The following is a 13,951-nucleotide window of genomic DNA, read 5'->3' on the forward strand; positions in this document are numbered from 1 at the left end:
ACTACTAAATTTAAATTAAAACGTTAAAACTTTATTTGCTGCTTCCATAATATCCTTAGCGTTTGGCAACCAAACATTTTCGCCCTGTGCATAAGGATAAATCGTATCTGGTGCTGTTACACGCAGAACCGGAGCCTCAAGACTTAGAATTGCTCGTTCTGTAATTTCCGCCACAACATTCGCTGCGATTCCAGCTTGTTTTTGTGCCTCTTGTACAACAATTGCACGGTTTGTTTTTTCAACAGATGCAATTATCGCTTCAATATCGAGTGGTTGAACAGTTCTTAAATCCACTACCTCAACTGAATGCCCTTCTTTTTCCAACTCTTCTGCCGCTTTGAGGCTTTCGTGAACCATTGCGCCGTATGCGAAAATCGAAAGATCTGTTCCTTCACGTTTCACATCCGCTTTACCGAGTGGAATTGTGTACTCTTCTTCAGGAACTTCTTGTCTGAATGAACGATATAACTTCATATGCTCCAAGTAAACGACAGGATTTTCATCACGAATTGCAGAAATGAGAAGCCCTTTCGCATCATACGGAGTAGATGGGATAACTACCGTCAAGCCCGGTTGAGCTGCCATGAGACCTTCTAAACTATCTGCATGCATCTCAGGCGTCGCAACACCACCGCCGAATGGCGAGCGAATTGTAACTGGACCATTGTATTTTCCACCACTACGGAATTGCATACGAGCAAGTTGACCACTGATAGAATCCATTACTTCATAAACAAAACCAAAGAATTGGATTTCCATTACTGGACGGAACCCTGTCAGTGAAAGACCGATTGCAAGCCCGCCAATTCCGGATTCTCCTAATGGCGTATCAAACACGCGCTCTTCACCAAACTCTTTTTGTAAACCTTCTGTTGCACGGAATACTCCGCCGTTATTTCCAACGTCTTCACCGAAGACGAGGACGTTTTCATCATTTTTCAGCTCTGTTTTCATAGCATCATTAATTGCTTGAATCATCGTCATTTGTGCCATCGGTTACTTCGACTCCCTTTCAGTATAAACATCAAGCTGTTCTTTCAAGTTAAATGGAAGATCGCCTTTATACATAATATTAATAAAATCGCTCACTTTTTGTTTAGGTGCTGCATCTGCTTCTTTAATTGCTTCTCTTATATCTTCTGTTGCTTTTTCAATTACTTTTTCTTCCTGCTCTTCATTCCAAATACCTTTCGCTTCTAGATATTTACGGAATCGAAGTAGTGGATCGCGTTTTTCCCATTCGCTATCCGTTTCAGATGTACGGTAACGTGTTGGATCATCTCCGGCCATCGTATGTGGTCCGTAACGGTAGCAAAATGTTTCAATTAGCGTTGGACCTTCTCCGTTAACTGCGCGTTCACGTGCATCTCTAGTTGCTGCATAAACCGCAAGTGGGTCCATACCATCAACAAGAATGCTTGGAATACCCGCTGAAATCCCTTTTTGAGCAAGTGTTTTACCAGCAGTTTGTACGTCACGTGGTGTAGAAATTGCGTATTGGTTGTTTTGAATTACAAATATTGCAGGAGAACGATAAGCACCGGCAAAGTTAATACCTTCATAGAAGTCACCTTGTGATGTTCCGCCGTCACCTGTATAAGTCATAGCAACCGCTTTTGTTCCACGTTTTTGGAATCCTAGTGCAATACCTGCAGCTTGAATATATTGTGCGCCAATAATGATTTGTGGTGGGAATACATTTACGCCCTCCGGAATCTGTCCGCCTTTGTAATGTCCTCTTGACCATAAAAATGCCATTGACAATGGTAGGCCGTGCCAAATCATCTGAGGTACATCACGGTAACCCGGTAAGATGAAATCCTCTTTTTCTAATGCGAAGTGAGAAGCTATTTGAGACGCTTCTTGACCAGCAGTCGGTGCGTAGAAACCAAGTCTTCCCTGACGGTTAAGCGAAATTGAACGTTGATCCAAAATTCGTGTATAGACCATGCGTGTCATTAACTCAACTAGATCCTCATCACTCATCTTGGGATCCATATCTTTATTGACGATTTCGCCTTCTTCATTCAAAACTTGAACCATTTCAAACTTATCTTCAATCTCGTGAAGTGTTTTCACTGGATCGAAATGCTTGTTTGTTTTTGAAGCCATTTTCGACAACTCTCCTTTATCAACTGTATTATGAAACACGGTTGTATTGATTGATACAAACTCTACACTTTTTAGTATACGTAATTGAATCGACATGGTCAAACATTGTAAACTATGGACTTTTGCACACACGAGGTGTCCGAATTCACTGAAAAATAGATTGCTGTATTAGTACAATATCAAATCTGTATTACAATAGAATGAGTGATTTACAGTTTTTATTCAAAAAGAGACTAGAGTGCTTTTTTACACATCTAGTCTTTTTGATTAATTACTTTTCTGCTAATTTATTGAATAGGTCTTCTTTTAATTTGTTCACTATTCCAGTGGCTTCATTAAATGAATTGATAATTTCTTTTACAGTTTCATTTTGTTTATTTACTTCTATAACCTTTTCTTGTAATTTTGAAACATCAGTTTCTTCATCAACAAGCATTCCGTAGAGTTCCTTTTGCAAATCTGTTAACTTCGTATAGTTTTCAACAAAGTCGGAATGCAGATCATATCGATTATTAACTGAATCTCTTAGTTCCGTTATTTCAGCTTTTACTTTTTCTTCATCTGCTTTTTCTATAATTTCGTCGAATGTTGCTACAGATTCTTTCGCCTTATTCATAGACTTTTCTTCGTCAGCAAGAAAGGTTAGACGTTTTTCAAGGGATTCTTCTGCTTCAGATACCTTTGTTTTAAGTTCTTCCTTTTCCTCCTGTGTTAATTGAATGATTTCATTGAAAAGATTTTGCTCGGACTTCTCAAGACTGGAAAGTTCCCCTTGTGCTTCGCGGTACTTTTCTTCAGCACTATTTAACTTCGATAATACATCCGCAAGGTCTTTCTCTGTAGATGAACCAAAATTACAAGCTGATAGAAATAATGTGCCGATTAAAATGATGCTTACTATATATTTCCTCAAGATAATACCCCTCCGATTTCTTTTGAATTATATCTGTTTACGACAATAAGTACAACCAAATGCTAAATTCCTTTTAAGCTCAATCTCATTCGATTATACTAATGTATATAATAAAGGTTAAAAGGAGAATTTTGCGATGATAGTAATGAAAGACATAGTAAGAGAAGGTCACCCTACATTACGAAAAACAGCCGAAGAAATGACTTTCCCTCTCACTACTGAAGAGATTGATCTATGCGATGATTTACTCGCGTACTTAAAAAATAGTCATGACCCAGTAATTTCCGAAAAATATAATTTGCGTGCAGGCGTAGGTCTAGCTGCCCCCCAAGTCAATGTATCCAAAAGAGTATTTGCACTTCATATTACAGAAATGAAAGGAGAGCCTATAAGTTTTGTGGCAATCAATCCGAAAATCATAAGTCATTCTGTTGAAAGAACCTATCTAACATCAGGTGAAGGTTGCTTATCAGTCGATAGGAACGTCGAAGGATTTGTGCCGCGATATTCTAGAATTACGATTAAAGCATTCGACAAGGACGGTAATGAATTTAAGAAACGGTTGCGTGGACTTGCTGCAATTGCCTTTCAACACGAATTGGATCATTTAAATGGGATAATGTTCTATGATCATATAGATAAGAACGAGCCCTTCAAAGAAATTCCTGGCGCGACACCCTTTGAACGCGCATGACTTTTGACCTCACCTCATTAAGCACTATGAACACTTGACAGAAAGTTCTGAACGGCTTATAATATAAGTGAGGAGTGATCTGCCATGTACAAACGCCTAAAACGAAAAATGTTGAGACGGCTTAATGGCATACTCGGCAAAAAAACAATAGCATAAATTTTATAGCCGGCCTATAATTTGGTCGGCTTTTCTTTATTTTACCTAAATCTCATGATACTATATAGAGAATGATTTCAATTGAACGTCAAAAGGAGAGCAAAAATTATGATTTATAAAGTTTATTACCAAGAAAACGTGCTAGAAGTACCTGTCCGCGAAAATACAAAAAGCATGTACATCGAAGCTGAATCAGAGAAAACGGTTCGTGAAATTCTTGCAGGTCGAAACTTCAATATTGAATATATTCAACTACTTGAAGGAGAGCACCTTGAATTTGAAAAGGCTTCACCGCATTTCGAACTCGAGCAGGTATAATAATGAAGTCTATTAAAAATAATGAAACAGGCGTTTTCGCTCTAGGCGGACTAGGCGAAATCGGCAAAAACACATATGGTGTACAGTTTCAAGACGAAATCATCTTAATTGATGCTGGTATTAAATTTCCAGATGATGATCTACTAGGAATCGATTATGTTATTCCTGATTACTCCTATCTCGAACGTAATGTCGACAAGATTAAAGGCCTTTTCATCACACACGGGCACGAAGACCACATCGGCGGGATTCCATATTTACTTCGAAAAGTAAATGTTCCTGTCTACGGCGGAAAGCTAGCGCTCGGTTTACTTCGTAACAAACTCGAAGAACATGGATTATTACGATCAACAACGATGATTCCAATCGATGAAGATGACGTCATTAAATTCCGTAAAACTTCAGTTAGTTTTTACAGAACAACGCATAGTATTCCAGACGCATTTGGTGTTGTCGTAAAAACACCATCCGGTAATATCGTTCACACTGGTGATTTTAAATTTGACTTCACACCTGTTGGAGAACCAGCAAATTTAACGAAAATGGCAAAAATCGGCGGCGAAGGCGTTCTATGTCTTTTATCCGATAGCACGAATGCTGAGATACCAAATTTTACAATGTCGGAACGCAAAGTCGGCGATAGTTTAAATGAAATTTTCCGCAAAGTCGATGGACGTATCATATTTGCTACATTTGCATCTAATATTCACAGATTGCAACAAGTCATCGAAGCGGCTCAAGAGTTTGGCCGTAAGATAGCTGTATTTGGACGTAGTATGGACAATGCAATTCGCATTGGGCGCGAACTCGGATATATCGACGCCCCGAAAGAATTATTTGTCGACACACACTCATTAAATAGACTACAAGCTAGTGAAGTGATGATTTTGTGTACTGGTAGTCAAGGAGAACCAATGGCTGCGTTATCGCGAATTGCAAATGGCACGCATCGCCAAGTTCAAATACATCCTGGAGATACTGTTATTTTTTCATCTTCTCCAATTCCAGGAAACACGCTCAGCATCAACAAAACGATTAACTCGTTGTTTCGTGCCGGTGCTGAAGTTTTACATGGAACACTTAACAATATCCACACTTCTGGACATGGTTCGCAAGAGGAACAAAAACTTATGCTTCGCCTTATGAAACCAAAGTATTTTATGCCGATTCACGGTGAATACCGCATGATGAAAATGCATACAGAATTAGCAGTAGATTGCGATATTCCACAAGAGAATACATTCATTTTAGAAAACGGCGACGTACTCGCTCTAACCGCAGATTCGGCTAGACACGCTGGACGGATTCCTTCCGGCGATGTTTATATTGATGGCAGCGGAATTGGCGACATTGGTAATGTTGTCTTACGCGACCGTAAAATGCTGTCTGAAGATGGACTAGTTATCGTGGTTGCTACAATCGATAAAAAGAAAAACCGAATTGTTTCTGGTCCGGATATCATCTCTCGTGGCTTTGTATATATGCGTGAGTCAGGTGTCATGATTCATGATGCACAACGGATGCTTTCTAGACAGTTGCAAAGAAAACTATCAACTTCACCAACAACCATTGCTTCATTAAAAACTGAAATCATTGATGTAGTCGGACCGTATCTGTATGAGAAAACAGAAAGAAAACCAATGGTCCTTCCAGTTATTTTGGAAGTTTAACAAAAAAAATGAGTTTAACCCAAAACAAAAGTACAGAAGGAATTCAACAATTCCATTTCTGTACTTTTTTGTTTTCTATAAATTTTATTGGCTTACTAGAATTCCCTATAAAAACGCTCCGGCTACCACTTGTAAAACGCCTTCGCCGGTTTTTCTTGGTAGACTTTTGACGTTTCATTTTAGACGCTAAATTTAAATAGTTGCAGTTTTAAATTAATGTTCTATTAATTCTTAGAAAACCTGGATATATTCAAGACACTATTAGTTCATATAGATTTCTACATTCAAAAAAGCACTAACTAACACGCTAAGTATAATGACATCAGTTGATTGTAGTGCAGGGCGGCGACTCCAGCGGAATTAGCGAGACAGTCGAGACCCCACAGGAGCTTGCGACGAGGAGGCTCGGCGCTCGCCCGCAGGAACGCGTCCGCCCGGAACGTAAATCGACGAACCATATAAAAAATGAATACTCGAATAATGGCTTATTCAAGTACTCACTAATTTATTATAAAAGCTTTTATTAATGAAATAACTTCTTCTCAAAAAGATGAATATCATGATCAGATCCAATGACAATTAAAATATCGTCTATTTGAATTTCTTCAATCGCCTGAGGCGATACAACAATGTCATTGCCTCGTTTTATCGCAACGATGTTAATCCCGTATTTCGCCCGGATATCGAGTTCGACTAACGTCTTCCCTACTAACCTCTCATTTGCCATTATTTCAGCAATGGAATGTTCCTCCGATAATTCAAGATAATCCAGAATATTATTCGAGACCATATTGTTTGCGATCCTGATCCCCATGTCACGCTCTGGATGCACCACTTTATCGGCACCAATCTTCCGAAGAACCTTCGCATGGTAATCATTTTGCGCTTTAACCGTTATTTTAGGCACGCCAATTTCTTTTAACATCAGCGTCGTTAAAATACTAGCTTGTATATTTTCTCCAATCGCAACAATCACATGTTCAAAATTTCGAATCCCTAGTGATTTTAGGACAGATTCATCAGTTGTATCAGCGGTAACTGCTTGTGTTGCGATCGATGCATACTCATCAACTCGCGCACTGGAAATATCGATAGCCATAACATTCGATCCCAATACAATCAATTCTTTCACAATGCTTCCCCCGAAACGCCCAAGTCCTATTACAACAAACTCTTTTTTCATTAATACCATCTCTCCTAACGAGGTCACTGTTCCGAATAGTGTAGCATACAGTCGCGCTCGGCTCAAAGAACAAAAATACTCGGCAATATAAATAATTGCATTGCCGAGTAATAATGTCCTTATTAATAATAAAGGTTGTTAATTCATTTCTTTTCATTCAGTAAACGGGTAATTCGTTTCTCAAGTAACTTCATACCACTCCCGCCCGATTGAAAATGCCGTAGTCGCCCATCTTTATCAAAAACATAATAGGCAGGGACTTGCTCGTTACCAAAAGCACCTCTCAGCTTAAGTGCGTTATCGATAAAAATCGGGTGTTTTATATCATGTGCTTCCGCACTCGATTTAACAAGATTTATGTCTACATCTGCTTCAGACCGCGGGATATGAACTGCAACAATGTTTAGGTTATCCTTATATTTGTCGCGGAACTGATTTATCACCGGCATCGCATCTTTACACATGTAACAACTAACTGACCAAAAGTGAAAAAGTACTGGTTTGTTCCCTACCAGCTGTTCTTTTGATGTAACACCGTTAATCCAGGCTGTTGCGCCAACAAGCTCTGGCATGAATTCATGTAACTTCAACAAAATCCTCCTCAAGTTTTTAAATCCTCCACTGATTGTTGTGTCTTGTTCCATTGGAAGAAATAACTTAGGAATGTTTTATTAATTACAGTCGGAGGGTTTTTCGGGCCTACTTGCGCAATATTCACAGGATGGGTCGGTGCATGGACTGTCACGCCACTCATCGCAATCCTCACAATAGATTGAATCAAATTCATCATTATATGCCAATGTATCTAGGCAATCGGGGCAGTGATTCGGTAGTTCCATACGGTTAATAACTTTACCTTTATTAGCAAAGAATACACCTTCAATTGATGCCACTTTCTCTTCGGTCACTTCTAAGTCATCCCAACTTAAACCGAGGTCTTCCATCGTCCATTTTCTATCATCAGGGTCTAAATAAAAAACCTTTTTCTTTCCCATCGTTTCGCCCCCCTTTTCCGCTATATTGTACCATGGTATGCCAATAATTCAATCGCCAAACATTCGATAGAAATCCGTGTATTGCTCACCTTCTCTAATTTGTGTCTAAATTGTGTACTATCGAATGAACCTGTGGGACAATAACAATTGTATTTAATTTTATTTCATCAAAAAAGTTCTTGCATTCTACGTTGTTTTTCGTATAATTTAAAAATGTTTGATTGGATTTTTTCAAAAAACGTATTTAGAAAAATAAGGGGGGATCTTATGTCAATCGAGTCAATTATTCGCTTTGATAATGTAACAAAAAAATATGATGAAGATACTACAGTGTTAAATAACGTTTCATTCGAACTAGAAAGAGGGAAATTTTATACGCTTCTTGGACCATCTGGTTGCGGGAAAACAACCATTCTACGTCTTATTGCGGGATTCATCGAACCAACTGAGGGCACTATATTATTTAACGGAAAAAAAATTAACGATGTCCCTGCAAATGAGCGGAAAGTAAACACTGTTTTTCAAGACTATGCGCTATTTCCACATCTTAATGTATTCGAAAACATCGCATTTGGTCTTAGAATAAAAAAAGTAAAAACAGAAGAAATGAAAAGACGCGTCAAAGAAGCGCTGACATTTGTTAACTTAGATGGTTATGAAAATCGAGAAATATCCGAGATGTCAGGCGGACAACGACAACGAGTTGCGATTGCGCGTGCAATTGTTAACGACCCAGAAGTCATTTTGTTGGATGAACCATTATCAGCACTTGATTTGAAACTTAGATCCGAAATGCAATATGAACTCCGTGATTTACAAAAACGATTAGGTAAGACTTTTATCTTTGTTACTCATGACCAAGAAGAGGCGCTTGCGATGTCAGATGAAATTTTCGTTCTCAACAACGGAGAAATTCAGCAATCTGGTACGCCCCTTGATATATATGACGAGCCCATCAATCGTTTCGTTGCTGATTTCATCGGAGAATCCAACATTGTTCCGGGAATTATGATTGAAGATTTCACAGTCGAATTTACTGGTAAAAAATTCGAATGTGTTGATGCCGGTCTTAATCCGAACGAAAATGTTGATATCGTTATTCGACCTGAAGACCTCGTGTTAACAACTGTTGAAAAAGGTAAATTAACTGTCACTGTCGATACGCAATTATTCCGCGGGGTCCATTATGAATTGTCCACATACGATAAAGATGGAAACGAATGGCTCGTTCACTCAACCAAAAAGGCTGAAGTTGGAAGTTCTGTCGGACTAGATTTCGTACCAGAAAACATTCATGTCATGCGTTTGAATGAAACAGAAGAGGAGTTTGACGCAAGACTCGACTCTTATGGAGGCGGAGACAATGAACGCTAGACCTACCCGTTTTTTAACGTTTATTCCCTATGCGGCTTGGATTATCCTTTTCGTTGTTGCACCCATTGCACTAATTGTTTACTATTCATTTTTCGATTTAACCGGTAATTTCACTATCGCCAACTACCAAAATTTCTTTACGTCCATTTATTTCAAACTGATTGTGAACTCATTTTGGTATGCATTTCTTATTACATTTTTCTCATTGCTTTTTGCATATCCGACTGCATACTTTTTAACGAAAACGAAGCATAAACAACTTTGGCTCTTGTTAATTATTATTCCTTCTTGGATCAATTTACTCTTGAAGACATATGCTTTCATCGGACTTTTTGGTCTCTACGGACCAATAAATGCTTTCCTTGAAATGATTGGAATTGGACAACACCAACTTTTGTTTACTGATTTCAGCTTTGTTTTCGTAGCGGTCTATATTTTCATTCCGTTCATGATTTTACCAATCTTTAATTCGCTTGATAAATTAAACCCCGCATTGATTGACGCTGCGCGGGATCTTGGTGCAAATTCATGGACTACATTTTCACGCGTTATTTTGCCATTGACGATGAACGGGGTTAAATCTGGGATTCAAGTCGTCTTCATCCCCGCCCTCTCATTATTCATGATTACGCGACTTATCGCAGGGAATAAGGTCATTACATTAGGTACGGCTATCGAGCAACAATTCTTGGTCGCTCAAAACTGGGGAATGGGATCGACAATTGCTGTATTTCTCATTCTATTCATGTTCGTAATCATGCTACTCACAAGTGGTTCTGAAAAGGGGGCGGCCGGCAGTGGGAAAACTAAGTAAATTACCTAAAGTGTATTTAGCGTTTGTGTTCATAGTTTTGTATACACCCATTTTTTACTTACTATATTATTCTTTTAACTCCGGCGGAACGATGTCCGGCTTCGAATCTTTTACATTTGAACATTACGCTGCAGTTTTCGAGGACACCCGCCTCATCATGATTTTGTTTAACACAATTATCGTCGCATTGCTATCCGCACTTGTTTCTACAACAATCGGCGTTCTAGGTGCGGTTACGATTACTTTCATCCGGAAAAAGGCTTTAAGAAACGCGATTCTTTCTATGAATAATATTCTAATTGTAAGTCCTGACGTTATCATCGGCGCATCTTTCTTAATTTTATTTACGATGGTTGGCGTAAAACTTGGGTTTGCTTCGGTATTAATTTCGCATATCGCTTTTAGCATACCAATCGTTGTGATTATGGTGTTGCCGAAATTGCAGGAAATGAGTCCGTCCTTAATCGATGCGGCAATAGATCTTGGCGCATCTAGACGCGATGTGTTGACTCGGGTTATTATTCCTTTTATTAAACCAGGAATATTTGCTGGTTTTTTCTTGGCGCTTACCTATTCGCTTGATGATTTTGCAGTGACATTCTTCGTAACTGGTAACGGTTTTTCAACCTTGTCAGTTGAAATTTACTCCATGGCTAGGGCTGGAGTTACATTAACGATTAATGCCCTTTCAGGTTTAATATTTATCGTGACACTCTTACTTGTATTCGGGTATTATGCCATTAACCGAAAATCCAAAACGCCATTTTCGGGGGTGAGAAAATGAAGGATATTATTCGCGTGTCAATTGTAATTTTGGCCGTGTCTGCTATTCTATTGTTTATAAATGCGAAACTTGCTAATACAAGCGGGACTTCTGGAAAAAATTCAATTACAGTTTTTAACTGGGGAGAATATCTGGATCCTGATCTTCTTAAGCAATTTGAAGAAGAAACCGGTATTAAAGTCATTTATGAAACTTTCGACTCCAACGAAGCGATGATGACCAAAATTGAACAAGGTGGAACGACGTATGATATTGCTGTCCCATCAGAATATGCAATCGAAAAAATGAATGAATCGGGGTTGCTATTACCCATCGACAAAGCCAAACTTCCTAACTTTCAAAATATCGATCCTTATTTTCTGGATTTGGCATTTGACCCTGAGAACAAATTTTCAGTCCCATATTTTTGGGGAACACTAGGCATTGCCTATAACCCTAAATTGCTGGAAGGCCAGACATTCGAAAGCTGGGAAGATTTATGGGATCCAACGCTCGAACAAGAAGTTGTTTTAGTAGATAGTGCTCGTGAAGTAATTGGTATGGGATTAAATGCACTCGGTTATTCCTTGAATTCGACGAATAGCTTGGAATTAGAGGAAGCCGCCAATAAACTAAAAACGCTTAAACCGAATATAAAGGCCATTATTGGCGATGAAATTACACAATTAATGGTGAACGGTGAAGCTGCCGTGGCATTAACCTGGTCAGGCCAAGCCGCGGATATGATGTGGGATAATGAAGATATCGACTATGTCGTACCCGAAGAAGGTTCAAATTTATGGTTTGATAATATGGTCATTCCTCGAACCGCGAAAAACATCGAAGGCGCTCATGCTTTTATAAACTTTATGTTGGATGCAGAAGTTGCTGCTCAAAATGCAGATTACGTCGGCTACTCTACACCGAATTTGGCGGCGATGAATTTTATGGATCCAGAAGTCATTGAAGATGAAAGATACTATCCTGATGAAGAAGCCAGGGATCATCTAGAAGTTTATAAAAACTTAGGCCTTGAAATGCTTGGAACATACAACGAGCTATTTCTTGGTTTAAAAATGGAATTACAATAAATTGAAACCACCCTTCACGGGTGGTTTTTTTGGATAGGGATATATTAATCACGGAAAGCAACGTGTGCCATACTTAGAAACGTTTTCGCTAAACTAGGAAACGTTTCACAATAAGCAAGCAACGTTTTTGTAAAAGAAGGAAATGTTTTGCCCTAACTAAGCAACGTAAGACAAACTTAGAAATGTTTTCGATAAACCAGGAAACGTTTCACAATAAGCAAGCAACGTTTGTGTAAAAGAAGGAAACGTTTTTCCCTAACTAAGCAACGTAAGACAAACTTAGAAACGTTTTCGCTAAACTAAGATACGTTTCACAATAACTAAGCAACGTTTTTGTAAAAGAAGGAAACGTTTTTCCCTAACTAAGCAACGTAAGACATACTTAGAAACGTTTTCGCTAAACTAGGAAACGTTTCACAATAAGCAAGCAACGTTTTTGTAAAAGAAGGAAACGTTTCACAATAAGCAAGCAACGTTTTTGTAAAAGAAGGAAACGTTTTTCCCTAACTAAGCAACGTAAGACAAACTAGCAAACTCATTTACTCGATCTTTTAGGTTTCAAGTAAGTGTAATAAGCGAGGACATATGTTAAGATACTTTGTACCTCGAAACAGTTTAGAAAGCTGGGATAATTATGACCAAATCAACTAATTTTGCACTTTACATACTAATGTTTAATACATTCGTTACCATGTCAGGAATCGGTCTCATCATTCCGATTATGCCAGAGTACTTGGGTACATTTGGTGTGGCAGGACAAGTTCTTGGCTTCTTGATTGCAATGTTTTCATTTTCACAATTTATCTTTTCACCGCTCGCAGGTGACTTATCCGACAAACATGGACGGAAAAGTCTAATTATCATAGGATTGATTGTCTATGGTATATCGCAGCTAACTTTTGGGATGGCTACAGAGCTATGGATGTTATTTGCATCTAGGTTCTTCTCAGGTTTAGGAGCGGCTTTCATTCTTCCACCGACTATGGCATTCGTTGCGGATTTAACAACGATTGAAAAGCGTGGTAGAGGAATGGGGTTGCTAGCTGCATCAATGTCATTTGGATTCGTGATTGGACCAGGAATAGGTGGGTTCTTGTCGAAAGTCAGCTTGGAATTCCCTTTTTTCATCGGTGCATCCGTAGCAATCATCGCAGCAATCATTTCATTTTTCGCACTGCCAAATCCAAAACCTAACGTGGCTCATGATTCCAGCATTGTACGAAAACGTGAAAATATATTTCAGCAGTTAAAGCGTTCAGCGGCAACTCCCTATTTCGTTATGTTCATTGTCATGTTCGTTTTCTCATTCGGACTTGCTAATTTTCAATCAACGATTTCTTTATATGTCGATCATAAATACGGGTATACAATCTCACAAATTGCCATTATCATCACAGTCGGTGGTTTCGTTGGAACCATAGCGCAAATGTTTGTCATTGGGCCATTGTTTAAACGCTTTGGTGAAATGCGTGTTATCCTTGTCAATCTTGTAATTTCAGCGGTTGCGATGCTTTGGATATTATTCGTGAATTCATTTTCAATGATACTGATTGTATCCATGGTATTTTTCACAGCAACAGCACTTCTGCGCCCCGCTGTTAATACGCTGGTTTCAAAATTAGCAGGCGATGAACAAGGTTTCGCGGCAGGAATGATTACTGCGTATATGAGCCTAGGAAATATGATTGGTCCAGCATTAGCAGGTGTTTTATTCGATATCAATATTATTTATCCATATATTATTGGAACAGTTATTTTATTTATTTGTTTTTCAATCGCCTTATTATGGTCGAGACGAAGTTCGGAATTACTTGACCCCATCAGATAGAAAAAACGTTAGACCATTGTCGGGTCTAACGTTTTTTGTT

Annotated in this window: 14 protein-coding genes; 8 read left to right on the plus strand and 6 right to left on the minus strand. The window is 38.7% G+C overall.

Going from position 1 to position 13,951, the window contains the following annotated elements:
* Positions 1–15: 15 nt before the first annotated feature.
* From J4G36_RS08200 to J4G36_RS08210, 3 genes are all read right to left on the minus strand, one after another.
* Complete coding sequence (locus J4G36_RS08200; RefSeq protein WP_210469533.1) at positions 16–993, minus strand: alpha-ketoacid dehydrogenase subunit beta; 978 nt, start codon at positions 991–993, stop codon at positions 16–18.
* A 3-nt stretch (positions 994–996) separates the two neighbouring features.
* Positions 997–2,112, minus strand: coding sequence for a pyruvate dehydrogenase (acetyl-transferring) E1 component subunit alpha (pdhA, locus tag J4G36_RS08205; RefSeq protein ID WP_210469534.1), 1,116 nt, complete (start codon positions 2,110–2,112; stop codon positions 997–999).
* Between the two features lie 271 nt (positions 2,113–2,383).
* Entirely contained in the window at positions 2,384–3,025 is a 642-nt protein-coding gene (locus J4G36_RS08210) for a YkyA family protein (protein ID WP_210469535.1), read from the minus strand.
* A 136-nt stretch (positions 3,026–3,161) separates the two neighbouring features.
* Here J4G36_RS08210 and def point away from each other — a divergent pair, with 136 nt between their 5' ends.
* From def to rnjA, 3 genes are all read left to right on the plus strand, one after another.
* Positions 3,162–3,719 carry a peptide deformylase gene (gene def, locus J4G36_RS08215; protein ID WP_210469536.1) on the plus strand — a complete coding sequence of 186 codons (558 nt, stop codon included), beginning with the start codon at positions 3,162–3,164 and terminating at the stop codon, positions 3,717–3,719.
* Between the two features lie 264 nt (positions 3,720–3,983).
* Positions 3,984–4,193, plus strand: coding sequence for a DNA-dependent RNA polymerase subunit epsilon (locus J4G36_RS08220; protein ID WP_210469537.1), 210 nt, complete (start codon positions 3,984–3,986; stop codon positions 4,191–4,193).
* A gap of 2 nt (positions 4,194–4,195) precedes the next feature.
* Positions 4,196–5,863 (plus strand): ribonuclease J1, encoded by a 1,668-nt coding sequence (gene rnjA / locus J4G36_RS08225; RefSeq protein WP_210469538.1) that lies wholly within the window; start codon positions 4,196–4,198, stop codon positions 5,861–5,863.
* Between the two features lie 523 nt (positions 5,864–6,386).
* On the opposite strand, the gene J4G36_RS08230 is transcribed toward rnjA, so the two are convergent.
* From J4G36_RS08230 to J4G36_RS08240, 3 genes are all read right to left on the minus strand, one after another.
* The gene (locus J4G36_RS08230) at positions 6,387–7,046 is read right to left on the minus strand and encodes a potassium channel family protein (RefSeq protein WP_210469539.1); all 660 of its coding nucleotides are present in this window, start codon (positions 7,044–7,046) and stop codon (positions 6,387–6,389) included.
* A gap of 143 nt (positions 7,047–7,189) precedes the next feature.
* Entirely contained in the window at positions 7,190–7,636 is a 447-nt protein-coding gene (locus tag J4G36_RS08235) for a TlpA family protein disulfide reductase (RefSeq protein ID WP_210469540.1), read from the minus strand.
* 81 nt (positions 7,637–7,717) lie between these two features.
* Complete coding sequence (locus J4G36_RS08240) at positions 7,718–8,041, minus strand: hypothetical protein (RefSeq protein ID WP_210469541.1); 324 nt, start codon at positions 8,039–8,041, stop codon at positions 7,718–7,720.
* A 267-nt stretch (positions 8,042–8,308) separates the two neighbouring features.
* Between J4G36_RS08240 and J4G36_RS08245 the strand changes: the two genes are divergently transcribed.
* The 5 genes from J4G36_RS08245 to J4G36_RS08265 all read left to right on the plus strand — a co-directional run bounded on the left by J4G36_RS08245 (position 8,309) and on the right by J4G36_RS08265 (position 13,911).
* Positions 8,309–9,415: an ABC transporter ATP-binding protein gene (locus J4G36_RS08245; RefSeq protein ID WP_210469542.1), complete on the plus strand. Its 1,107-nt coding sequence runs from the start codon at positions 8,309–8,311 to the stop codon at positions 9,413–9,415.
* Entirely contained in the window at positions 9,405–10,229 is an 825-nt protein-coding gene (locus tag J4G36_RS08250; RefSeq protein ID WP_210469543.1) for an ABC transporter permease, read from the plus strand. The genes J4G36_RS08245 and J4G36_RS08250 overlap by 11 nt, the downstream gene beginning before the upstream one ends.
* Positions 10,213–11,013: an ABC transporter permease gene (locus J4G36_RS08255; protein WP_210469544.1), complete on the plus strand. Its 801-nt coding sequence runs from the start codon at positions 10,213–10,215 to the stop codon at positions 11,011–11,013. Before J4G36_RS08250 ends, J4G36_RS08255 begins: the two co-directional genes overlap by 17 nt.
* Complete coding sequence (locus J4G36_RS08260; protein ID WP_210469545.1) at positions 11,010–12,083, plus strand: ABC transporter substrate-binding protein; 1,074 nt, start codon at positions 11,010–11,012, stop codon at positions 12,081–12,083. Before J4G36_RS08255 ends, J4G36_RS08260 begins: the two co-directional genes overlap by 4 nt.
* A gap of 634 nt (positions 12,084–12,717) precedes the next feature.
* Positions 12,718–13,911 carry an MFS transporter gene (locus tag J4G36_RS08265; RefSeq protein WP_210469546.1) on the plus strand — a complete coding sequence of 398 codons (1,194 nt, stop codon included), beginning with the start codon at positions 12,718–12,720 and terminating at the stop codon, positions 13,909–13,911.
* The last annotated feature ends 40 nt before the right edge of the window (positions 13,912–13,951 follow it).

The organism is Sporosarcina sp. 6E9 (assembly GCF_017921835.1).
Lineage (GTDB): Bacteria > Bacillota > Bacilli > Bacillales_A > Planococcaceae > Sporosarcina.

Bases quoted from the DNA above. Each gene is read 5' to 3' on its own strand.
- J4G36_RS08200 (WP_210469533.1), bottom strand. From the start codon at position 993: ATGGCACAAATGACGATGATTCAAGCAATTAATGATGCTATGAAAACA.
- pdhA (WP_210469534.1), bottom strand. From the start codon at position 2,112: ATGGCTTCAAAAACAAACAAGCATTTCGATCCAGTGAAAACACTTCAC.
- def (WP_210469536.1), top strand. From the start codon at position 3,162: ATGATAGTAATGAAAGACATAGTAAGAGAAGGTCACCCTACATTACGA.
- J4G36_RS08220 (WP_210469537.1), top strand. From the start codon at position 3,984: ATGATTTATAAAGTTTATTACCAAGAAAACGTGCTAGAAGTACCTGTC.
- rnjA (WP_210469538.1), top strand. From the start codon at position 4,196: ATGAAGTCTATTAAAAATAATGAAACAGGCGTTTTCGCTCTAGGCGGA.
- J4G36_RS08230 (WP_210469539.1), bottom strand. From the start codon at position 7,046: ATGAAAAAAGAGTTTGTTGTAATAGGACTTGGGCGTTTCGGGGGAAGC.
- J4G36_RS08240 (WP_210469541.1), bottom strand. From the start codon at position 8,041: ATGGGAAAGAAAAAGGTTTTTTATTTAGACCCTGATGATAGAAAATGG.
- J4G36_RS08245 (WP_210469542.1), top strand. From the start codon at position 8,309: ATGTCAATCGAGTCAATTATTCGCTTTGATAATGTAACAAAAAAATAT.
- J4G36_RS08250 (WP_210469543.1), top strand. From the start codon at position 9,405: ATGAACGCTAGACCTACCCGTTTTTTAACGTTTATTCCCTATGCGGCT.
- J4G36_RS08260 (WP_210469545.1), top strand. From the start codon at position 11,010: ATGAAGGATATTATTCGCGTGTCAATTGTAATTTTGGCCGTGTCTGCT.
- J4G36_RS08265 (WP_210469546.1), top strand. From the start codon at position 12,718: ATGACCAAATCAACTAATTTTGCACTTTACATACTAATGTTTAATACA.